Origin of the sequence: Ferrimonas pelagia (genome assembly GCF_039543565.1) — a bacterium.
GTDB classification, from domain to species: domain Bacteria; phylum Pseudomonadota; class Gammaproteobacteria; order Enterobacterales; family Shewanellaceae; genus Ferrimonas; species Ferrimonas pelagia.
In genome coordinates this window covers 1-18,869 of the sequence record NZ_BAABJZ010000023.1, presented here as the reverse complement: position 1 = coordinate 18,869, position 18,869 = coordinate 1, and the positions used below count along the sequence as shown (strand labels likewise).

Here is an 18,869-nt window from a genome sequence, read left to right as displayed (position 1 = left end):
GCGACGCTACACCCGCAGATTAATGTGTTGCCCTGCGCGCTCGGTCGGCGCTGGCACGGGCAGCGCTTCCGGCAACGCGGCTTGGATCAACTGCAGGGCGATCGCCCCTTCAACCTGCTGTTGTTGCTTTGACAACTGCGCGACTTTGACGCCCACCGAGCCCAGCGACAGATCCGCCGGGGGCGGCGTGGTAAGATTCAGAGCCATATCACTCCCTGTTTGTCTTGGTATCACTGTAAAAACAGCACTGTACCACCATCAAGCTTGGATTGGCGGTGCCGAATCAACAAATTACGACCTGAGTAATTGCAAATCCGCGCAGGCTCATTAGAATGCGCCGGCAATACTGAGAGGTTGAAGCTGTATAGGTTGGCGATGGGGCCAGCTGTCTCTACGTCCGGGCCATAACCTGGACACTACACTTCCCACTGCCGTTGCAGCACATCATCCCCTCACGGTTTCTGCACCCTGCCGACAATGAGAATATGATGAACCCATTGCAACAACGGATCCTAAACGACGGCGTCGTAAAAAGTGCGGCCGCGCTCGATGCCAGCGCCTTCCTGACCAAACAGATCGACCCACAGCTGCTCAATTGGTGTGCCAACGCCATTGCCGATCACTACCGAGATCATCAGCTCGATAAGGTGATCACCATTGAAAGCGGCGGGATCGCCATCGGGATCCTCACGGCGCTGGCGCTGGATCTGCCGCTGGTGGTATGCAAGAAAGCCAAGAGCACGCTCGACAATGGCGCGCTCTATACCGAGAGCGTCAAAAGCTTTACCAAAAATACCGAATACACACTCAGTTGCGACAAGAACCACATCAGCCGCGGCGAACGCCTGCTGTTCGTCGATGACTTTCTGGCCTACGGTCAGGCGATCCTTGGCATGAACAGCGTCTGCCAGCAAGCGGGCGCAGAGTTAGTTGGCTTGGGCATTGTCATCGAGAAGAGCTTTCAACAAGGCCGCGCCTTAGCCGAGCAGCAGGGCTTTGAGATCCTGTCACTGGCCCGGCTCAAGTCGCTTGAACATGGCATCGAATTTGTCTAAACCAGCGTTCATGAAAAAAACCGAAGCCTCTCGCTTCGGTTTTTTCGTTACAGCCACACTTGCGCCCAACACTCAAAGCACACCGTCCCAGCGCGTGGCGTAGCAGATCATCCTGCCATGCCAGTGCCCGCGCCTTTGCGATCAGCAAAGTACGGCTCTATTTCCCTCAGCAGTGGACATCGCGGTCCATCGCGCATGCTGTCATTCAATCAGAATAGCGATTGCGCTGCTCGGGCAGATCGCTGCAGTACTGCACAAATTCGACCTCAAATCCCGCGGGATCGACAAAATACACGTTTTGGCGGTAGCGGTCTTCCGCGCCCGGTTTGGCGATGGCGTACCCCCCCGCCTGTAGCCGTGCGATCACCGACGCCAGATCATCCACCACATAGGCAAAGTGCGCCAAGCCCACCGAGTGCCCGGCCAGATCACGGTTCGTGCCCTCTCCGTTATCGTTGAAGGTCAGGTAGTTGTAGTCATCGCCCAGATGCAACCAGCGGCGGGGTTTGCCCTGCCACTGATCTTCCCCCGCTCCGCGGATCCGCCAATGGGGCAAAGCCGCCTGATAGAACCGCACCATGGCGTCGATGTCTCTCACCACCAAATTGACGTGCTCGAGTCGGATCATTGCGCTCGCCTCCGTGTTATACCGATCCTCATCCGTAAAGCTAACGGATCTTGGCCGGCACGACACGCGAATGCGTGATCTTCCCGCCGTTTGATGCTGGTCGATGAGCACCGTCGTCGCAACGTGCACCTCCAGATCCAACAATGCCCGTTGGCATCACCAACGGGCATTGAAAAGAGTCTGTCACTCGGACGGCAGATTAGGGGCGCAGTACCCGATCACCCCGCGCGATCCCCACCACGCCGCTGCGAGCGACTTCGATGATCTCCGCCACATCCGCCATGGCCGTGAGGAAACCGTCGAGTTTGGCCGAGTTACCGACCAGTTGCACGGTAAACAGATTCGCCGTCACGTCCACAACCTGACCACGGAAGATATCGGACATCCGTTTGACCTCATCCCGGCCCGAACCGCTGATCTTCACCTTCAGCAGCATCAACTCGCGCTCGATATGATCGGCACTGGACACGTTACTCACCTTGAGGATATCGACCAGCTTATGCAGCTGCTTCTCTATCTGCTCTCTGCTGGCATCATCCACCACATGACTGGTGATATTCAGTCGTGACAAGGTTGCGTCGTCGGTCGGTGCAACGGTGAGGGATTCAATGTTATAGCCTCGCTGTGAAAACAAACCCACCACCCGGGACAGGGCACCCGGCTCGTTTTCCAGCAGGACAGATACAATACTTCTCGGCATATCAGGTTCGCTCCGTTTTGCTCAGCCACATCTCATTCATCGCGCCACCGCGGATCAACATCGGATAGACGTGCTCGGTCTCATCGACACTGATGTCGACAAACACCAAACGATCCTTCAGCGCCAGCGCATCGGCCAATTGAGACTCCAGCTGGGCGGGATCATCAATGCGCACACCGACATGGCCATAAGCCTCGGCGATCGCCGCAAAATCCGGCACCGAGTCCATATAGGAGTGGGAATGCCGCCCTTGATAGATCATGTCCTGCCACTGCTTAACCATGCCAAGAAAGCGGTTGTTTAGGTTGATGATCTTAACCGGAATATCGTACTGCAGCGCCGTCGACAGCTCCTGGATGTTCATCTGGATACTGCCATCGCCGGTGACACACACCACCTCTGCGTCCGGCAACGCAAACTTCACCCCCATGGCCGCCGGTAAGCCAAATCCCATGGTGCCGAGACCGCCAGAGTTGATCCAACGACGCGGCTTATCGAAGGCGTAGTACAACGCGGCAAACATCTGATGTTGGCCCACGTCCGACGCCACATAGGCGTCACCATCCGTCAGCTTGTGCAAGGTCTCTATCACCTGTTGCGGCTTGATCCGCGGGCCTGTGCTGTCGTAGCTCAGGCACTGGCGCGCCCGCCAAGTCGCGATATCATCCCACCAAGGCGCTAATTGGCTGTTCTCTCGCTCCGCGAGGTGATCCGCCAGCATGGCGACCATGCTGTTCAGAACCTGATCAGCAGAGCCCACAATAGGGATATCAACGTTCACCGTCTTAGAGATGGAAGAGGGATCGATATCGATATGCAAGATGGTCGCATCGGGGCAATATTTTTCGACATTGTTGGTGGTGCGATCATCAAACCGCACCCCGATCCCGAAGATCAGATCCGCATGGTGCATCGCCATATTGGCTTCGTACGTGCCATGCATCCCCAACATGCCCAGTGCTTGCTCGTGGGTGCCGGGAAAGGCGCCCAAGCCCATCAGGGTCGAGATCACCGGGATATTAAGCTGCTCTGCGAGCTGACGGATCTGGCCATCACATTCAGCGATCACTGCACCGCCGCCAACGTACAACACCGGCCGCTTAGCCGCCAAAAGCGCCTGTAACCCCCGCTTGATCTGCCCCTTGTGCCCTTGCAAGGTTGGGTTGTAGGAGCGCATGCTGATCGATTCGGGGTATTCGTAAGGATAACAGTTCGCCGGGTTCAGCATGTCCTTGGGCAGATCCACCACCACGGGCCCAGGCCGACCACTGGCGGCCAAATAAAACGCCTTTTTGATGATCGCCGGAATATCTTCGGCCTTCTTGACCAGGAAGCTGTGTTTCACCACTGGCCGAGAGATCCCGACCATATCGCACTCCTGAAACGCATCATTGCCGATCAGATCGGACATTACCTGCCCAGACAGCACCACCATGGGCACCGAATCCATATACGCCGTCGCAATACCGGTCACCGCATTGGTTGCACCGGGTCCGGACGTTACCAACACCACACCGACCTCACCGGTGGCGCGGGCATAGCCGTCGGCCATATGCACCGCCGCCTGTTCGTGGCGCACCAGCACATGCTCTATGGTACTTTTTTCATGCAGGGCATCGTAGATATCGAGAACTGAGCCACCGGGGTAGCCGAAGATGTGTTTCACGCCTTGATCGATCATCGAGCGGACGACCATCTCCGCGCCGGATAACATTTCCATGTCGCCTCCAGGTTATAGGGTTAGGGCTTATTCGTAGCCTAATCACTGTCGAGATCAGGGCAGTCACGCCACCACTCTGCCGCAGGCGAATGCTCGCCCGCCGCGATCTCTAGCCAAACACTAACCTGAAACAGCCCGGATCTGTAGCAACAATTTAGTTATAACATCAGAGCAATAAATATGAATAAAAACGCCCTTTTCACCTTTGGCCAGGATCCCGCACCAAATCACTGAATTGTCAGAGTGAAAGCTCATCATTTCTCGCGTTCATGGAGCGATAAATATGGCAAAAAAACACCAAATTTATTCATGTACTCGAACAGCAAACCCCCTCACTGAGCGCACACCCCGGCACAAAGGCGACTGCGCAACGTCATGGCCGATCATCGCTGCCGTCGCCGCTGACGCGCTTTCAGTCGCGCCCTCGCCCGGACATCCTCCACCACGGTTGCCGAGATCTTATCGTGGATCGCCTGCCGGTTTGGATCCCACAATATTTGGGCAAACCCCAACAATCCGGTCGCCAAGCCGGCGCTGTAGCCGCCATAACGGCCAAATGCATCCCACAAAGACAGAGGCGTGCCATCCAATTGCCGCACCCGGCAGCGCAACAACTTTTTGCCGACCGTCTGGCCATCAAACCACGCCACAAAACAGGTGAAATAGAACGCGGCCAGACCAAAGCCCAGACCCAGATCTTTCAGAGTGCCTTTGAGCCAGGTTAGCGGACTGTGCTCTTGTTCTTTCACCCGAGACAGCTCCGCCTTCAACCTCTCACTACGACGCTTTTCTTGCGCCAGCGCCGCCTCGAACGCCGCGCTCGGATCCACAACCACAGGCGCTCCCGCCGGCTCGTCGTCCAGCGCCAACACTTGGGCAAGCTGCGCTTGCGCCGCAACCCGCTCCTCGCCCGCGAGGTTATCCAGCAACTCATCCGCCAAATCGCGCCGCTCAGTCAGACTCAACGGCTCAGACAATCCCGCCAGCGCAGGGAAGTGGGGGGCCATACAGGCCAAGTCAGCACACAGCTCCAGCTGGATCAATGCCCAGGTGCTGCTGCCGACATCCGATAAGGTAAGGCTCAGCGCTTGTGGATCGCCCTCCACCGCCGCCGTGCGCCCTTGCCACGCCTTATACAACGGTGGGATCAGCGACGCGGCCAACAGAAAATACAATAAGTACATGGCCCACGTCCCCGCGCGCCACTGGCGCCTGCGTATGCGCCAAGTCAACAGCACCAAGAGCACAAACACGAGCCCACCGGATCCCGTTACCATGGCGACCACCAGCAGATCGATCAACAGCGCGACCGCCCGGCGCCAAGGTGAAGCCAAAGGTCGATTCAGTAAACGCTTATCCAACTCAAAAGCGTCGGGGGTTACGATATCCCGCGGATCCGTTTGAACAGCCACAGCACACTCCTTGTCAGCTCAGCTGTCAAATTACCAGTTCAAGATCAAAACTCAACCAGACCGCCGCCCAGCGCCCCAGCACGCGCGTAGCCGCTTGTCCTGCCTCCCGCACCAAGACAAGCCAGCGCTCGCCAAGACACCAGGAGAAAACGATCCAGAGCGACGACCCCGCGGCTCGGACGCGATCCCATCGTCGTGCAGCACGCAAGCGTGGAGCGCCGCATTGGCCGGCTTACCCGGCACAGATCCCCAACGCCATTCACCACAAGCAGCAGGGCAAGCTGCGCGCTGCCCTTTCGTTTTATTCCCAAATAATTTGCAGTAATTACGTTTAGGAATAAGGCATGACGAAACGTCACTTCCTCGCAGTAATTCAATGGATAAGCTATGGGTATAAGATCAACCGCGATCGCAAACCTTTTCCAGCTCAGGATGAACACCATGGCAAAGATCTACCAAGACAACTCCCTTTCAATCGGTAACACACCGCTCGTTCGGCTGAACCGGGTGACCGAAGGCACTCAGGTACTGGCAAAGATCGAGGCGCGTAATCCCTCCTTCAGTGTGAAATGTCGCTTGGGCGCCAACATGATCTGGGACGCCGAGAAAAAAGGACTGCTCGGTGAAGGCAAAGAGATCATCGAGCCAACGTCAGGCAATACTGGCATTGCCCTAGCCTTCGTGGCGGCCTCTCGGGGTTACAAGCTGACCCTGACCATGCCCAATACCATGAGCCTGGAGCGCCGCAAGCTGCTCAAGGCACTGGGCGCAAACCTGGTGCTGACCGAAGGCGCCAAAGGGATGAAAGGCGCGGTGGCCAAGGCCGAAGAGATCCGCGACAGCAACCCGGACAACTATGTATTGCTGCAGCAATTTGAAAACCCGGCGAACGTCGAGATCCACGAACAAACCACCGGGCCCGAAGTCTGGGACGATACCGATGGCAAGATCGATGTCTTCGTTGCCGGCGTCGGCACTGGTGGCACCCTGACTGGCACCAGCCGCTACATCAAATTGACCCAAGGCAAGGCGATCCACACCGTTGCGGTAGAGCCGGAAGATTCACCGGTGATCTCACAAGCATTGGCGGGTGAAGAGTTAACCCCAGGCCCTCACAAGATCCAAGGGATCGGCGCCGGTTTTATTCCCGGCAATCTGGATCTTGAGATGGTTGATCAAGCGATCACCGTCAGCAACGAGGCGTCCGTCGACATGGCCCGTCGCCTGATGGACGAAGAGGGGATCCTAGCTGGGATCAGCTCAGGCGCCGCCGTGGTTGCCGTCAATAAATTGATCGCGCAACGACCAGAGCTCAAAGACAAGACCATCGTTGTCGTACTCCCCTCCGCAGCGGAGCGTTATCTCTCGAGCGTTTTATTTCAAGGCGTATTCACCGAGCAGGAAAACGTTCAATAACCTGGATCTTGTTCAACTAATTGAGAAAAGGCAGCTTTTCGCTGCCTTTTTTACAACATCCGCTTCGTGACAGCTCTCCAACAAACAGGCAAACTGAAGATCGCTAATTCTTTCTAGGTTGAGATCATGACCTCACTTCGCCGCCTGACCATCTTCCATCGACTGCTACTTCTTTTGGCATTGGCCGCGCTGGGCACCTCGGTATACACCTACTTGGCTCTGTCAGAGCAGCGTTCACAACTGGAGCGCAGCGAGCAGCGCCAGCACAGCAACAGCCTCAACTGGCTCAGCGCCACCTTAGCAAATGGACAATGGCAGGGCGTCGACTGGCATCAATTGTCCAATCCTGATCAGGCGCTGCTGCTGCTCGATCCCCAAGGCCAGATCATCCGAACCTCCGGCAGCACCGCCAACATTGAGCAGCGTGCCCGAGCCCTGCACGCCCAAGCGCCACAAACGATCGCCGACGTTAACGGCTGGCTCAGCAGCCGCGCTCTGGAGAGCCACACCCTAGTTCTGTTCAGTGCCAAAGCACCGGTCGATGCGCAGATGGTCGAGATCTGGAAGACTTATGCCCTCTACTTGGTGGTCTTGTCGGTGCCGCTTGCCGCCCTGTTTATGTTACTGAATTTCTCCATCACCCAACCGATCCGCCAAGCCAATGCCGCCTTGGCGGAGATCGCCGATGGCGACGGCGATCTCAAGCGCCGCCTCGACGATCAGGGCAATGACGAGATCGCCCTATTCAGCCGCAGCTTTAATCGCTTTACCGAAAAGTTGGCCAACATGGTGGGTCACATTCAACCCATGAGCCACGACATCAATCAAAGTGCGGCGCGCCTAAGCGTCACCGCTCAGCAAACGCAGCAGATCGGCCAGCGCATGCACGCAGAAACCCAATCGGTCGCCAGCGCGATGGATCAAATGCTGGCCAGCACCCATGAGGTGGCCCAGTCAACCCAAGCCGCCGCCAGCGACGCCGGTGCGGCCGACAGCCAGGTACAAACTTGCCGCGCCGCGGTCAAAGGCACCCACGAACTGGTGCAGACCTTCTCGCGCGATCTGCACCAAACCGCACGAACCGCCGATGAACTGACGCGCCACAGTGCAGAGGTGGGCAACATTCTGGAAGTGATCCGCAACATCGCCGATCAAACCAACCTGCTGGCACTCAATGCCGCCATCGAGGCCGCCCGCGCCGGCGAACATGGCCGCGGCTTTGCCGTCGTGGCCGATGAGGTGCGCGCACTGGCAACCCGCACCCAATCGTCGACCGATGAGATCCAAGCCATTGTCTCCAACATTCATGGTGGCGTGTCACAAGTCACCGATGCCGCCGCCAGTTCGCTCGACCAGTTCCAACAATTGGAGCAACAATCCAGCCACGCCAATCAGGCCCTGGACAGCATCGTGACCGCGATCAACGCCATCGAGCAACGCGGCGCGCAGATCGCCACCGCCACCGAAGAGCAAAGCCAGGTCAGCAATGAGATCAGCCAGAACGCGCAATCCATCGCAGAGCTGACCGAAGCCAGCGTCAAGGCCGATGAAAGTAACTTGTCAGCCGCCCGTCAGCTTGAACAGTTAGGCACAGAGCTCGATCAACTCGTAGGCCAGTTTAAGGTTTAACCGGCAGGAGTCGATTGACCCCCATGTTCGGTAACAGTATGCTGCCAGCCACAGCCCCGTTACCGAACAATCTGGGTCATGTATCAACGCCTTGTCACCATCACCTGCCCCCACGGCCTGCACACCCGCCCGGCCGCCGTGCTGGTTAAAGCCGCCCAGCAATTCCCCTGCGACATCACCATTGTCAGTCATGGCCGCCAAGCCAGCGCAAAAAGTTTGTTCCGTTTGCAAACCCTCAACCTGCGACTGGGAACAGAGCTGGCCATCTGTGCCGAAGGCGAACAAGCCGAACAAGCCGTGACGACCCTAGCCCAACTGTTGACCGAGCTCAGCTGAGCCTTTATCCCTCGATAACGGAGCGACACGGAATGTCAAAAGTCTTCAGTGCAACCCCCATCAGTCCGGGCATGGCAATGGGCCAACTCCTCCCCTGTCAATTTCAAACGGTTGCGAGCCCAGCGTTATCGCCAGAACAGCTGCTCAAGCAAGAGTCTAATGCCCTAGCGCAGTTGTTGAGCCATGACGGGCTGACCCCCAGCCAGCATCAGTTATTGCAAGCCGATCATCTGCTGCTGGCGGATCCTGAACTGCTACAGGAGTTGCTACAGCAGTTGCAACAGACGCCCTCGCTCAGCGACGCCATCACCGCACTGTTTGGCCAACATGCCAGGAGCCTCTCTGACTTGGACGACCCACAAATGGCCAAGCGCGCCAACGACGTCGTCCAGCTCGGTCAGCGCCTGGCCCGGCGCAGTCGTGGCGAGTCACTGCAATTGCCCTCGATCCTGACCGAGCCAACGATCCTGCTCGTGCCGGATCTCACTGCGGCGGAATTCATCCAACTGCCGAAACACCACCTGGTTGCACTGATCCTCGGGCACGGCACCGCCACCGATCATCTCGCCATCTTGCTGCGCAGCGCCGGACTACCGGGCTTGGTGATGACGGATCCCTGCAGCCGATTAACGCCCGGCCCGGCGCTGCTCGATGGTGATCGGGGCCAACTGATCCTAGCCAGCACCCCGCATGATCAGCACCTGTTTGCACAGGGACTGCAACATTGGCAGCAACGCCAGCACGCGTTCAACGCGCTCAGATCAGAGCCTGCTCAAACCGCGGATGGACTGGCCATTTGGCTGGGCGCCAACATCAGCAGCGATGAGGAGGCCGAGCAAGTGGCGCAAAACCACCTCGATGGCGTCGGCCTGCTCAGAAGCGAGTTTCTCTATATGGCCGAAGGCGGTTGGCCCAGTGAAGAGCGTCAGTTCACGCTGTACCAAGCCATCGCCCAGACACTGGCAGGCAAACCTCTGGTGATCCGCAGCTTCGACTTTGGCGCCGATAAAAACCTGCCCGGATTGGCCCAGCACGAACCCAATCCCGCACTGGGTATACGCGCGATCCGGCTCGGACTGCAGCAACCTTTGCGCCTGCGCCAGCAGTTTGCCGCCGTCGTCCGACTGGCCTGTGACTATCCCGTCAAACTCTTGCTCCCCATGATCAGCCTGACCGAAGAGCTGATCCAACTGCGCGAGCTGCTCGAGCAGGTCAAACAGGAGCTCGAGCTGTGGCCTCCGTTGGATGTGGGGATCATGATTGAAACCCCGGCAGCGGCGATGGGGCTGGATCTACTGGCACCCTATCTGGACTTCGCCAGTATCGGCAGCAACGATCTGGCGCAATACTGCCTCGCCGCCGACCGACTCAATCCCAGAGTCAGTCCGCAATACCCCGCCCTCTCGGTGCCTGTGCTGCGCCTGATCAACCACATCTGTCAACAAGCCACGCGTTGCCAGTTGCCGCTCTCCTTTTGCGGCGATCTGGCCAACGATCCCAGAGCCATCCCCTTGCTGCTGGCCATGGGGATCCGCCAACTCAGCATTCCCGCCAGCCGCTCTGGCCCCATCAAGTACCACATTCGCCAGTACCAAGAGGCACCCGGCCAATCGTTATTAACCCAAGCCCTCTCCTGTTCTCGCACCGATCAGCTGCACAGCCTGTTAAATGATTGTGTCAATGCGGGATCTTCAGCTACCATTGAACAATCTCCTACCCACAAATAAAGCAAAAACAGGGTCATTGAATGGGTTTTCTCAGCAGATTACGTCGCTTAGTCGCCGATCGGGACGTTCCGTCGGAAGGCGTCGATATCCTCGCACCGGTTTCCGGGCAGTTGGTCGCCATCGAAAAAGTGCCGGATGTGGTCTTTTCCGAAAAGATCGTCGGCGATGGCATCGCCATTGAACCCGAAGGCGATCAGATCGTCGCCCCTCTGGACGGCACCATAGGTCGTCTGTTCGACGCCAATCATGCCTTTTCCCTAGAATCGCCACTGGGCCTAGAGCTGTTTGTCCATTTTGGCATCGACACCGTCGAGCTGGGCGGCGCCGGATTTAAACGCCTTGTCGATGAGGGCCAACAGGTCAAAGCCGGCCAGCCAATCCTTGAGTTTGATCTGGCCTACCTCAAAGAACACGCCAAAAGCACCTTAACCCCAGTGGTCATCGCCAATATGGAAGATGTCCGTGCCTTGGACAAAAAAGAGGGCAGTGTCGTCGCAGGCACCACCCCCATCCTTCGCGTCGAGCTGTAAACGCCGTTAACCGGCGGCCAGTGCCGCCTCTTTGCGCCGCTCCTGACGATTTTCACTGTGAGTCAGAAACAAGGTGGCGCCGACAATTAAGCTGGCGCCGAGCCACAACTGCCCAGGCGGGATCGATCCCATCACCCAATACCCCACCAAGATATTCAGCGGCAGCTTCGCCAGATCAAACGGTTGAATAAAAGCGGCTTCCGCACTCTGATAAGCCTTGGTCAAGGCCAATTGCGCGATCCCCGTCAGCACCCCCACCAAGAGCAAAAACGGCCACATCGACGCCTGAGGCAGCGCAAAGACCGGGGCCGCAATAAACGCATTAAACGGCAAGGTCAAAGCAAACAGATAGAACACAATGGTGCTCGGGCTCTCGCCGCGCTGCAGCTGAGACTTAGTGATCAAGGAATAGATCGCCCAGAACACCGCCGCGATCACCGGCAACAACGCCGACAGATGAAATGCCTCACTCCAAGGCGCCAGAATGATCATCGCCCCGATAAAGCCAACCGAGGTCGCAGCCCAGCGCTTGCCGTCCACCCGCTCCCGCAAGAACAACGCCGAACCGATGGTGACAAACAGGGGCGACGTCATCAGCAAGGCGATCGCCTGCCAGATCGGCACCGGGTAAGCCAATGCCCACAACCAGAACTGGATCCCCGCTACGGCGATCCCGACCCGCACGATGTGCAAGCCCAGTTGCTGCGTGCGCAGACTCCTTGCCAGCCCCTGCCGCCACAGCCAGGGCAGCAAGATCAGCGTTGCGATCGCGTATTGAAACAAGGCCACATTGGCAAACTCATACCCCATCACAAAAGCGACCCATTGGTTACTGCTGTTGATGATGGCAAATGCCACCCCACTCAGTAGCATCCAGAAGGCACCGCGCAATGGCGAATGGGTAGACTGATCCATGAAAACTCCTAACAACTTCAGGGATCAGGACAGATCGCAGCGCTCCGAGCAACGAGGCAAAAGCCACCACTGCATGAGCCGGTGCCGCGTTCTCTTTCATCCGGACTATCACCGTCGGCTCTGGAATGGCTGCAGGCAGCGTCACCAGATCTGCTGACCTCATCCGAAGATGAGCGCTCGCGGGCTTATTCAGCGGACACCAAGTCGGGCCACAAAATCTACCGCCGGTAGGGACTTTCACCCTGCCCTGAGAATCGACAACTCCAAAGCCGTCAACGGCTTGGAAACTGCCGCCATTGTACGTCCGGCTCAGGCCACCAACAAGCCCGGCAACGAACGTTCGCTCCCATTCTCAGCCAGCAACAGTAAGAGGATGCTGGCCGCTTCACAGAGGGCGCCAGAGTGTGATCCCAATAGAGCGCTTGCCCGCACCCTTAGCCAGTGCCACAATGCCGGCCATATGCTTGATTTCAACCGGAGTTTGTCCACATGATCCTCTACGGCATCAAGACCTGCGATACCGTCCGTAAAGCGCGCAAATACCTAGAACAACAGCAGTGGAAGCACCAATACCATGACTTCCGGATCGACGGCCTGGATGAGGCAAAGGTGGCGCACTGGTTGTCACTGGTCGGTCATCAAGTTTTGCTCAACACCCGCTCCACCAGCTGGCGAGCGCTGACCGATGAGCAAAAGCAAACGATGGACAATGACAAAGCCAAGGCGTTGATCCTGGCCAACCCGACGCTGATCAAGCGTCCGGTGCTCGAATCCGCCAACCACATTTTGGTCGGCTTTAAAGCCGCCGATTACGACCGCTGGATCACCCAATATGGCGCCTGAGCAACCCCACTCCGAAGTCCTTGCCCTGGCGATGGCGCTGATCAGCCGTGCCTCGATCACCCCCGACGACGCCGGCTGTCAGCAGATGATGGCCGAGTATCTTGCGCCACTCGGGTTTGATATCGAGTCCATGGTGTTTGCCGACACCACCAACATGTGGGCGCGCAAAGGCCAGCAGGGCCCGCTGTTTTGTTTCGCCGGCCACACCGATGTGGTGCCCACCGGCGATCCCAGCCAGTGGGACACACCGCCGTTCGAGCCCACCATCATTGACGGCATGCTGCACGGTCGGGGTGCTGCCGATATGAAAGGCTCCTTGGCGGCCGCGCTGGTGGCCACCAAGCGATTCGTGCAGAAACACCCGACGCACCAGGGCAACCTCGCCTTTTTGATCACCTCAGATGAAGAGGGGCCGTTCATCAACGGCACCGTCAAGGTGATCGAAACCCTTGAGGCGCGCGGCGAGAAGATCGACTGGTGCATCGTCGGTGAGCCCTCCAGCACAACGCGGCTGGGGGATGTGGTGAAAAATGGTCGCCGGGGCAGCTTAACCGGACAGTTGACGGTCAAAGGCGTACAAGGGCATGTGGCCTACCCGCACCTAGCCCACAACCCGATCCATGCCGCCGCTCCCGCTCTGGCCGAGCTCGCCAGCACCGTCTGGGATCACGGCAACGCCTTCTTCCCGCCCACCAGCTTCCAGATCGCCAACATTCACGCCGGCACTGGCGCGCCCAACGTGGTACCTGGTGAGCTTTGTGTGCAATTCAACTTCCGTTTTTGCACCGAAAGTCATGCGGATACCCTTAAGGTACGGGTGATGGAGGTGCTCGATAGGCATGATCTGGAGTACGATTTAAGCTGGGTGCTCAATGGCGAGCCCTTCCTGACCGATCATGGCCTGCTGCTGGATGCCACCTGCAGTGCGATCAAGGAGATCACCGGACAAGAGACCGATCCGCAAACCTCTGGCGGCACCTCCGACGGCCGCTTTATCGCCCCCACCGGCGCCCAGGTGGTCGAGCTGGGCCCCTGCAACGCCACCATTCATAAGATCAACGAATGCGTCCGTGTGGCCGACTTGGAACAACTGGCCCTCTGCTACGAGCGGATCATGGAGAAGCTGCTGTGTTAACCCCTGAGCAATTGATGGGCTTGGAGGATTCGCACTTGGTCGACTGCCAAGGCCAGCGCTTGGAGCGTCGTACCGCACGGGCCTTTGATGCCCTCTGCCAAGGCGCGCAACAGGCAGGCTTCCACATCGGTTTGTGCTCCGGCTGGCGTTCATTCGAACGCCAACTGGCCATCTTCAATGGTAAAGCTCAAGGCAAGCGTACCTTGCTCGATGCGCACGGCGAGCGCTGCGACGTACAGACGATGAGCGAAGCCGACATTCTCGATGCGATCTTAGCCTGGTCCGCCCTGCCCGGTGCGTCGCGCCACCACTGGGGAACCGATCTGGATCTGTTTGATGCTCAGGCCATCTCCAAACAACAGCTGCAGCTGGAGCCCTGGGAGTACCAGCCGGGGGGACCCTGCCATGCGCTGACCCAGTGGCTGGACGCCAACATGGCGGACTACGGCTTCTTTCGTCCCTACCAGCAAACGCTTGGCGGCGTCTCTCCCGAGCCCTGGCACCTGAGCTACGCCCCCATCGCCGTACCGGCTTTGCGCCAATACAGCAGCAGTGCACTGGACTGCCAGCTCAAGCGCAGCGCGCTGGCATTAAAAGATACTGTGCTGTCGCAGTTGCCCGGGCTGATTGAGCGCTACTGTTTTCGGATCAGCCAGCCCTAGCCGCACCCAATAGCGCTCGCGGTGCGCCGATCAACTCATCAGGGCTTGCGTGTGTTGGCCTGCCCCCGTCCGACGGACCCCGTCAAACCAGTACTCAAACGGAATGGCTCCACCGGGCGCTCCCGAGCACTCCCCGGTCTGTTCAAAGCCCATTGAGCGGTAAAACCCCTGTGCATTGACCGATGAGTTCAGCCGGATCCGAGGGACATGGGGCTCACACAGGATCATTGCCTGTTGCAATAGGGCTTTTGCCACGCCTTGGCCCTGATAAGCCGGTAACACAAACAGGTTGGCCAGGTTCCAATACTGCTTGATCAGGATCACCCCGACGATGTGATCGTCCTGCCACGCCGCCAGATGAACCGCATGATCCGGCCAGCGCTGCCATTGCTTCAAACTGCTGTCGAGGCATTGCATCAGCTCTGGCCGCTGACAATCGGTGATAGGGACACCATGGATAACCGCTTGCCGGATCACCTCATGCACGGCGGGCAGATCCACCACGTTAACACCGGATATTCTCATTTCACCAACCCCAAGATCCGTTTGAATGCGGGATCATCACAGCTAGCCACCAACTCAAACAGCGCCATCTCCACCGAGGTCAACTTGGCCCCCAAGCTTTGCATCTTGGCCAGTCCTATCTGCCGGTTTTGTTCCGTTCGGGATGAAACCCCGTCCGCCACCACCTCGACGTCGTAGCCGGCACTGAGCAGTTGCCGAGCCGACTGATAGACACAAACATGGGCTTCTATCCCGCAGATCAACAACTGATGTCGCCCACTGTCGGCGATCGCGCTCATCAACTCAGGTACACCACCGATCCCAAAGCTCATTTTTTGGTAACAAGGGAAAGGCTGCAACAGGGCGTGCAGTTGCGGATGGGTCGGCCCGAGCCCTTGTGGGTACTGCTCTACCCAAAAGATGGGCACCTGCAATATCTTCATGCCCTCGATCAAAGCACTCAGGCGCGCGATGAGTCCCGCTGAATCGACCATACTTTGAGCCAATTTCCCCTGTACATCCACCAACACCAAAGCACTGTGTTCTCTGGCCAGCATGGTTCGCTCCTTGCGCCGCGTCATTACCGCTATCCTATTGAATGAAAAGAAATGCTGCAATGGGGATCGCAACAACGACGCGCAAGTCCCCCCCAAAAAACGCCGCTGGTTATTCCTCCTCCTTGGCCCTACTATAGGCGGCCTGATCCCCCAGCCCGAGCACCGCCATGTCACATCCTGTTCGCACCCTACTGTCCTGGAGCAGCGGTAAAGACAGCGCCTGGGCGCTGCATCAACTGCAACAAGACCCCAATATCGAGCTGGTTGGCTTGTTTACCACCATCAATCGTGAAGCCGGTCGCGTGGCGATCCATGGCATTAGAGAGTCTCTGTTGGACGCCCAAGCCCACAGCGCAGGTTTGCCCCTATATCGGATCCCACTCCCTTTCCCCTGCAGCAACGAGCAATATCAAGCCTGCATGACCCAATTCCAGCAGCAAGCCCTCGCTGATGGCGTGGAGGCCTTTGCCTTCGGTGATCTGCTACTCGAAGATGTCCGTGACTATCGCGTGGACATGTTAAAAGACAGCGGGATCCAGCCTCTGTTCCCTCTGTGGGGGCGAGCCACCCCAGATCTGGCCCACACCATGATCACGGCGGGACTGAAAGCTCGGATCGTCTGCTTACAACACGATAAGTTGGATCAACAAATGCTGGGCAGGGAGTTTGATCACCAGTTATTGGCAGATCTGCCCGCCGGGATCGATCCCTGCGGTGAAAATGGCGAGTTTCATACCTTTGCCTGGAATGGCCCCATGTTCCGCCATCCCATCCCGGTGACAAGCGGCACTCTGGTTGTCACCGAGCACGCCAGCTTTATTGATCTCCTCGGTGATACAGCAGGTACTGACTAAGGTGACTACATGTTGCGCATAAAATCGGCTATCCGATAAAACGCCGCTTTCAGTTGGTCGCGCTCAGCCGTGCCTAGGGCTGTGTCGGCCAATGCCTGCTCCATACAATAGAGCCATTCATCACGAGCCTGCTCATTCAACGCAAAACCTCGGTGGGCATCGGTCAGGCACATGCCCCCTGAACGCTGGGAGAACACCTTTGGTCCCCCCAGCCATTCGGTCAGATACAAGGTCAAACCGGTGCGGATCCCCTCTAGGCTGTCACCGTGCATGGCGCGGATCGTCGCGACACTGGGATCCCCATCCATCACATCATAAAATCGATCCACCAGGGCCCGCACACCGCTCTCGCTTCCCAGCGCCTCATAAGGACTGTTCATAACTGCCTCGCTCCTTGCCATTGTCGGAGCCCCGTTTATATCAGCCTCGACCCCATTTTCAACCAACCCAGTCACAGCCGCCTGCATAAATCAATCCAAGGCAAACACCCGACGCGCATTGTCGCGTAGGAATTTAGGCCAAACCTCGTCTTTCAGCGGCACCTCGGGCAACTCTCGAAAGATCCGCTCCAGCGAGATCCCCATCGGAAAATAGCCCGCGTACAGAACCTGTTCCGCCCCCCGCGTATTGGCAAAGTCGATCACCGAGCGCGGATAATACTTGGGAGAAAACGCCGAGGTTGAGTAATGGAGGTTGGGGTATTTCAACATCAACTTGCACGCCAGCTCGTCCCAGGGCTCCGCCCCATGGCGCATCACCACCTTAAGCTCGGGGAAGAACCAACAGACTTCATCCAACAGCTCGACCTTTTGTGGCGCCATGGGCAAGCGTGGCCCCGGCACACCGACACAGACACAACAAGGCAACCCCAACTCCACCAGCTTGGCGTAGATCGGATACCACTTCTTATCGTTGATCGGAACCTGAGGGCAGAGACCAGAAGGAAAGCCAGTGACCACCTTCAAGCCAAACTCTCGATGCAATCGCTCTATCTTGCGCACCTCTGCCATCGCATTGTTCGGGTTGGCTTCGTAGGACGGGAAGAAGCGATCTGGGTGCTGCCGCAGCGCTTGCTGTGCGATCGCATTGTCATCATCGATGCCGATCATCGCCCGCTCTATGTTGAAGCGATCCATCAGTGCCAAGGTGTAGTCGATGTAATCCGGTTGTTCGCCCGCGTCCGGAATGTCCTTAAACATATACTGAGCCGGCATCTTAAACGTCTCTCGGCTTTCACTGTCGAGCAGCAATGGCTTCATAAATTCGTACCAGCCACTGTTGTCCGCACCGGGGATCTGCATCATCAGATCGATCACCCCTATCTCCTTGGGGAATACCATTGTCGTCCTCCTCGCTGCACATTCGTCCGATCCTGCGCCGAACCAATCAGCGACAGCAATGACATAACGCGCCTTTTCAGACAGCCAAAACCGGCCAGCTGATACAAGACACCACCGGACTGAGGTTACATGCGAGCGACAGAGGCAGACTCGCCACACAAGTCTGAGCCACTTTTCCAGCAGGAATCAGCCATTCCAACTGGCATGATGATGCGACACAGGTCCAGACAGTACGGATTTCTTTGGTATTTCAGTGTCTATCTGCCGATTATCATTAAAAAAACCAAATATTTTTACCCTTAAGGAAAGTTTCTGGTATGCTGTGGCTTCTGTGATCGATGTCGTTTGTGCGAAACACATCTTATGCGTTTTAGAACTCTTTGCTCTATCTGCTTTACTAGGTAATGTCATGAAGTTTTTCCTTGCACAACGACAGGTCGCAGTTAGAATGTATTCGCTTTACTTATTTTTATTAGGATTTACTCATGTCAAAGTCTACTGGTACCGTTAAGTGGTTCAACGAAGAGAAAGGTTTCGGTTTCATCACTCCAGATAACGGCGGTGCTGATGTATTCGTACACTTCCGCGCTATCGTTTCTGACGGTTTCAAGACCCTGTCTGAAGGTCAGCAGGTTTCTTTCGAAACTGAGCAAGGCCAAAAAGGCCCACAGGCTGCTAACGTAACAGCTCTGTAATTCGAAGTTTATCTTCGAAAAAAAGCCAGCATCTGCTGGCTTTTTTTATACCTGTTTTTCCACGACTACATCGCCAACGCCACACCTAATACCAATTGCACTAAAAGTTTGATCTAATAGTGCTTTGATTAGTGACCCGAGCATCGACGATGCATACTTCCAGCGATTTCAAGCAACTTGCCAAGAAAGTCAGCGATTCGAGGATGAGAAC

Annotated in this window: 21 protein-coding genes and 1 riboswitch; of the genes, 11 read left to right on the top strand and 10 right to left on the bottom strand. The window is 57.2% G+C overall.

Annotated features, from left to right (window positions below; translation table 11 throughout):
- Nucleotides 1–6: 6 nt before the first annotated feature.
- Nucleotides 7–207, bottom strand: a complete 201-nt coding sequence (locus tag ABEA08_RS08205; protein ID WP_345334810.1) for a cytoplasmic protein — start codon at nt 205–207, stop codon at nt 7–9.
- Nucleotides 208–488: 281 nt separating this feature from the next.
- Here ABEA08_RS08205 and ABEA08_RS08200 point away from each other — a divergent pair, with 281 nt between their 5' ends.
- Nucleotides 489–1,055: a xanthine phosphoribosyltransferase gene (locus ABEA08_RS08200; RefSeq protein WP_345334809.1), complete on the top strand. Its 567-nt coding sequence runs from the start codon at nt 489–491 to the stop codon at nt 1,053–1,055.
- A 205-nt stretch (nt 1,056–1,260) separates the two neighbouring features.
- Here ABEA08_RS08200 and ABEA08_RS08195 read toward each other — a convergent pair whose 3' ends face one another.
- The 4 genes from ABEA08_RS08195 to ABEA08_RS08180 form a co-directional block, all read right to left on the bottom strand.
- Nucleotides 1,261–1,683, bottom strand: a complete 423-nt coding sequence (locus ABEA08_RS08195; protein ID WP_345334808.1) for a VOC family protein — start codon at nt 1,681–1,683, stop codon at nt 1,261–1,263.
- 199 nt (nt 1,684–1,882) lie between these two features.
- Nucleotides 1,883–2,383, bottom strand: a complete 501-nt coding sequence (gene ilvN, locus ABEA08_RS08190) for an acetolactate synthase small subunit (RefSeq protein WP_345334807.1) — start codon at nt 2,381–2,383, stop codon at nt 1,883–1,885.
- A gap of 1 nt (nt 2,384) precedes the next feature.
- Nucleotides 2,385–4,103, bottom strand: a complete 1,719-nt coding sequence (locus ABEA08_RS08185) for an acetolactate synthase 3 large subunit (RefSeq protein ID WP_345334806.1) — start codon at nt 4,101–4,103, stop codon at nt 2,385–2,387.
- 383 nt (nt 4,104–4,486) lie between these two features.
- On the bottom strand, nt 4,487–5,515 hold the full coding sequence (locus ABEA08_RS08180; protein WP_345334805.1) for an RDD family protein: 1,029 nt from the start codon (nt 5,513–5,515) through the stop codon (nt 4,487–4,489).
- 441 nt (nt 5,516–5,956) lie between these two features.
- On the opposite strand from ABEA08_RS08180, the gene cysK reads away from it, so the two are divergent.
- From cysK to crr, 5 genes are all read left to right on the top strand, one after another.
- Entirely contained in the window at nt 5,957–6,931 is a 975-nt protein-coding gene (cysK, locus tag ABEA08_RS08175) for a cysteine synthase A (protein ID WP_345334804.1), read from the top strand.
- Between the two features lie 126 nt (nt 6,932–7,057).
- A complete protein-coding gene (locus tag ABEA08_RS08170; protein WP_345334803.1) occupies nt 7,058–8,560 on the top strand; it encodes a methyl-accepting chemotaxis protein in 1,503 nt (500 codons plus the stop codon).
- A gap of 78 nt (nt 8,561–8,638) precedes the next feature.
- Nucleotides 8,639–8,896: an HPr family phosphocarrier protein gene (locus tag ABEA08_RS08165; RefSeq protein ID WP_345334802.1), complete on the top strand. Its 258-nt coding sequence runs from the start codon at nt 8,639–8,641 to the stop codon at nt 8,894–8,896.
- A gap of 32 nt (nt 8,897–8,928) precedes the next feature.
- Nucleotides 8,929–10,623 (top strand): phosphoenolpyruvate--protein phosphotransferase, encoded by a 1,695-nt coding sequence (locus ABEA08_RS08160; RefSeq protein ID WP_345334801.1) that lies wholly within the window; start codon nt 8,929–8,931, stop codon nt 10,621–10,623.
- A gap of 20 nt (nt 10,624–10,643) precedes the next feature.
- Complete coding sequence (gene crr, locus ABEA08_RS08155) at nt 10,644–11,153, top strand: PTS glucose transporter subunit IIA (RefSeq protein WP_345334800.1); 510 nt, start codon at nt 10,644–10,646, stop codon at nt 11,151–11,153.
- Nucleotides 11,154–11,159: 6 nt separating this feature from the next.
- On the opposite strand, the gene ABEA08_RS08150 is transcribed toward crr, so the two are convergent.
- Nucleotides 11,160–12,068, bottom strand: a complete 909-nt coding sequence (locus tag ABEA08_RS08150) for a DMT family transporter (RefSeq protein ID WP_345334799.1) — start codon at nt 12,066–12,068, stop codon at nt 11,160–11,162.
- A gap of 85 nt (nt 12,069–12,153) precedes the next feature.
- Nucleotides 12,154–12,327, bottom strand: a riboswitch (FMN riboswitch).
- A 230-nt stretch (nt 12,328–12,557) separates the two neighbouring features.
- On the opposite strand from ABEA08_RS08150, the gene ABEA08_RS08145 reads away from it, so the two are divergent.
- The 3 genes from ABEA08_RS08145 to ABEA08_RS08135 are packed head-to-tail and all read left to right on the top strand — an operon-like array spanning nt 12,558 to nt 14,708.
- Nucleotides 12,558–12,911, top strand: a complete 354-nt coding sequence (locus ABEA08_RS08145) for an ArsC family reductase (protein WP_345334798.1) — start codon at nt 12,558–12,560, stop codon at nt 12,909–12,911.
- The gene (dapE, locus tag ABEA08_RS08140) at nt 12,901–14,046 is read left to right on the top strand and encodes a succinyl-diaminopimelate desuccinylase (RefSeq protein ID WP_345334797.1); all 1,146 of its coding nucleotides are present in this window, start codon (nt 12,901–12,903) and stop codon (nt 14,044–14,046) included. The genes ABEA08_RS08145 and dapE overlap by 11 nt, the downstream gene beginning before the upstream one ends.
- Nucleotides 14,040–14,708 carry a M15 family metallopeptidase gene (locus tag ABEA08_RS08135; protein WP_345334796.1) on the top strand — a complete coding sequence of 223 codons (669 nt, stop codon included), beginning with the start codon at nt 14,040–14,042 and terminating at the stop codon, nt 14,706–14,708. The genes dapE and ABEA08_RS08135 overlap by 7 nt, the downstream gene beginning before the upstream one ends.
- Before the next feature lie 30 nt (nt 14,709–14,738).
- Here the strand turns inward: ABEA08_RS08135 and ABEA08_RS08130 are convergent, their stop codons facing one another.
- The gene (locus tag ABEA08_RS08130; protein ID WP_345334795.1) at nt 14,739–15,233 is read right to left on the bottom strand and encodes a GNAT family N-acetyltransferase; all 495 of its coding nucleotides are present in this window, start codon (nt 15,231–15,233) and stop codon (nt 14,739–14,741) included.
- Nucleotides 15,230–15,769, bottom strand: coding sequence for an isochorismatase family protein (locus ABEA08_RS08125; RefSeq protein WP_345334794.1), 540 nt, complete (start codon nt 15,767–15,769; stop codon nt 15,230–15,232). The genes ABEA08_RS08130 and ABEA08_RS08125 overlap by 4 nt, the downstream gene beginning before the upstream one ends.
- Nucleotides 15,770–15,936: 167 nt before the next feature.
- Here ABEA08_RS08125 and ABEA08_RS08120 point away from each other — a divergent pair, with 167 nt between their 5' ends.
- Nucleotides 15,937–16,623, top strand: coding sequence for a Dph6-related ATP pyrophosphatase (locus tag ABEA08_RS08120; RefSeq protein ID WP_345334793.1), 687 nt, complete (start codon nt 15,937–15,939; stop codon nt 16,621–16,623).
- A 5-nt stretch (nt 16,624–16,628) separates the two neighbouring features.
- Here the strand turns inward: ABEA08_RS08120 and ABEA08_RS08115 are convergent, their stop codons facing one another.
- Both ABEA08_RS08115 and ABEA08_RS08110 read right to left on the bottom strand, forming a co-directional pair.
- The gene (locus tag ABEA08_RS08115) at nt 16,629–17,003 is read right to left on the bottom strand and encodes a group II truncated hemoglobin (RefSeq protein WP_345334792.1); all 375 of its coding nucleotides are present in this window, start codon (nt 17,001–17,003) and stop codon (nt 16,629–16,631) included.
- 90 nt (nt 17,004–17,093) lie between these two features.
- Complete coding sequence (locus ABEA08_RS08110) at nt 17,094–17,963, bottom strand: amidohydrolase family protein (RefSeq protein ID WP_345334791.1); 870 nt, start codon at nt 17,961–17,963, stop codon at nt 17,094–17,096.
- Nucleotides 17,964–18,448: 485 nt separating this feature from the next.
- On the opposite strand from ABEA08_RS08110, the gene cspE reads away from it, so the two are divergent.
- The gene (gene cspE / locus ABEA08_RS08105) at nt 18,449–18,658 is read left to right on the top strand and encodes a transcription antiterminator/RNA stability regulator CspE (RefSeq protein ID WP_345334790.1); all 210 of its coding nucleotides are present in this window, start codon (nt 18,449–18,451) and stop codon (nt 18,656–18,658) included.
- The last annotated feature ends 211 nt before the right edge of the window (nt 18,659–18,869 follow it).

What these genes read in the sequence shown, in the direction of transcription:
- ABEA08_RS08205 (WP_345334810.1), bottom strand. Translation starts at nt 207, where the DNA reads ATGGCTCTGAATCTTACCACGCCGCCCCCGGCGGATCTGTCGCTGGGC.
- ABEA08_RS08195 (WP_345334808.1), bottom strand. Translation starts at nt 1,683, where the DNA reads ATGATCCGACTCGAGCACGTCAATTTGGTGGTGAGAGACATCGACGCC.
- ABEA08_RS08150 (WP_345334799.1), bottom strand. Translation starts at nt 12,068, where the DNA reads ATGGATCAGTCTACCCATTCGCCATTGCGCGGTGCCTTCTGGATGCTA.
- ABEA08_RS08185 (WP_345334806.1), bottom strand. Translation starts at nt 4,103, where the DNA reads ATGGAAATGTTATCCGGCGCGGAGATGGTCGTCCGCTCGATGATCGAT.
- ABEA08_RS08120 (WP_345334793.1), top strand. Translation starts at nt 15,937, where the DNA reads ATGTCACATCCTGTTCGCACCCTACTGTCCTGGAGCAGCGGTAAAGAC.
- ABEA08_RS08125 (WP_345334794.1), bottom strand. Translation starts at nt 15,769, where the DNA reads ATGCTGGCCAGAGAACACAGTGCTTTGGTGTTGGTGGATGTACAGGGG.
- ABEA08_RS08145 (WP_345334798.1), top strand. Translation starts at nt 12,558, where the DNA reads ATGATCCTCTACGGCATCAAGACCTGCGATACCGTCCGTAAAGCGCGC.
- dapE (WP_345334797.1), top strand. Translation starts at nt 12,901, where the DNA reads ATGGCGCCTGAGCAACCCCACTCCGAAGTCCTTGCCCTGGCGATGGCG.
- ABEA08_RS08110 (WP_345334791.1), bottom strand. Translation starts at nt 17,963, where the DNA reads ATGGTATTCCCCAAGGAGATAGGGGTGATCGATCTGATGATGCAGATC.
- cspE (WP_345334790.1), top strand. Translation starts at nt 18,449, where the DNA reads ATGTCAAAGTCTACTGGTACCGTTAAGTGGTTCAACGAAGAGAAAGGT.
- ABEA08_RS08165 (WP_345334802.1), top strand. Translation starts at nt 8,639, where the DNA reads ATGTATCAACGCCTTGTCACCATCACCTGCCCCCACGGCCTGCACACC.
- ABEA08_RS08200 (WP_345334809.1), top strand. Translation starts at nt 489, where the DNA reads ATGAACCCATTGCAACAACGGATCCTAAACGACGGCGTCGTAAAAAGT.
- ABEA08_RS08130 (WP_345334795.1), bottom strand. Translation starts at nt 15,233, where the DNA reads ATGAGAATATCCGGTGTTAACGTGGTGGATCTGCCCGCCGTGCATGAG.
- crr (WP_345334800.1), top strand. Translation starts at nt 10,644, where the DNA reads ATGGGTTTTCTCAGCAGATTACGTCGCTTAGTCGCCGATCGGGACGTT.
- ilvN (WP_345334807.1), bottom strand. Translation starts at nt 2,383, where the DNA reads ATGCCGAGAAGTATTGTATCTGTCCTGCTGGAAAACGAGCCGGGTGCC.
- cysK (WP_345334804.1), top strand. Translation starts at nt 5,957, where the DNA reads ATGGCAAAGATCTACCAAGACAACTCCCTTTCAATCGGTAACACACCG.
- ABEA08_RS08170 (WP_345334803.1), top strand. Translation starts at nt 7,058, where the DNA reads ATGACCTCACTTCGCCGCCTGACCATCTTCCATCGACTGCTACTTCTT.
- ABEA08_RS08115 (WP_345334792.1), bottom strand. Translation starts at nt 17,003, where the DNA reads ATGAACAGTCCTTATGAGGCGCTGGGAAGCGAGAGCGGTGTGCGGGCC.
- ABEA08_RS08160 (WP_345334801.1), top strand. Translation starts at nt 8,929, where the DNA reads ATGTCAAAAGTCTTCAGTGCAACCCCCATCAGTCCGGGCATGGCAATG.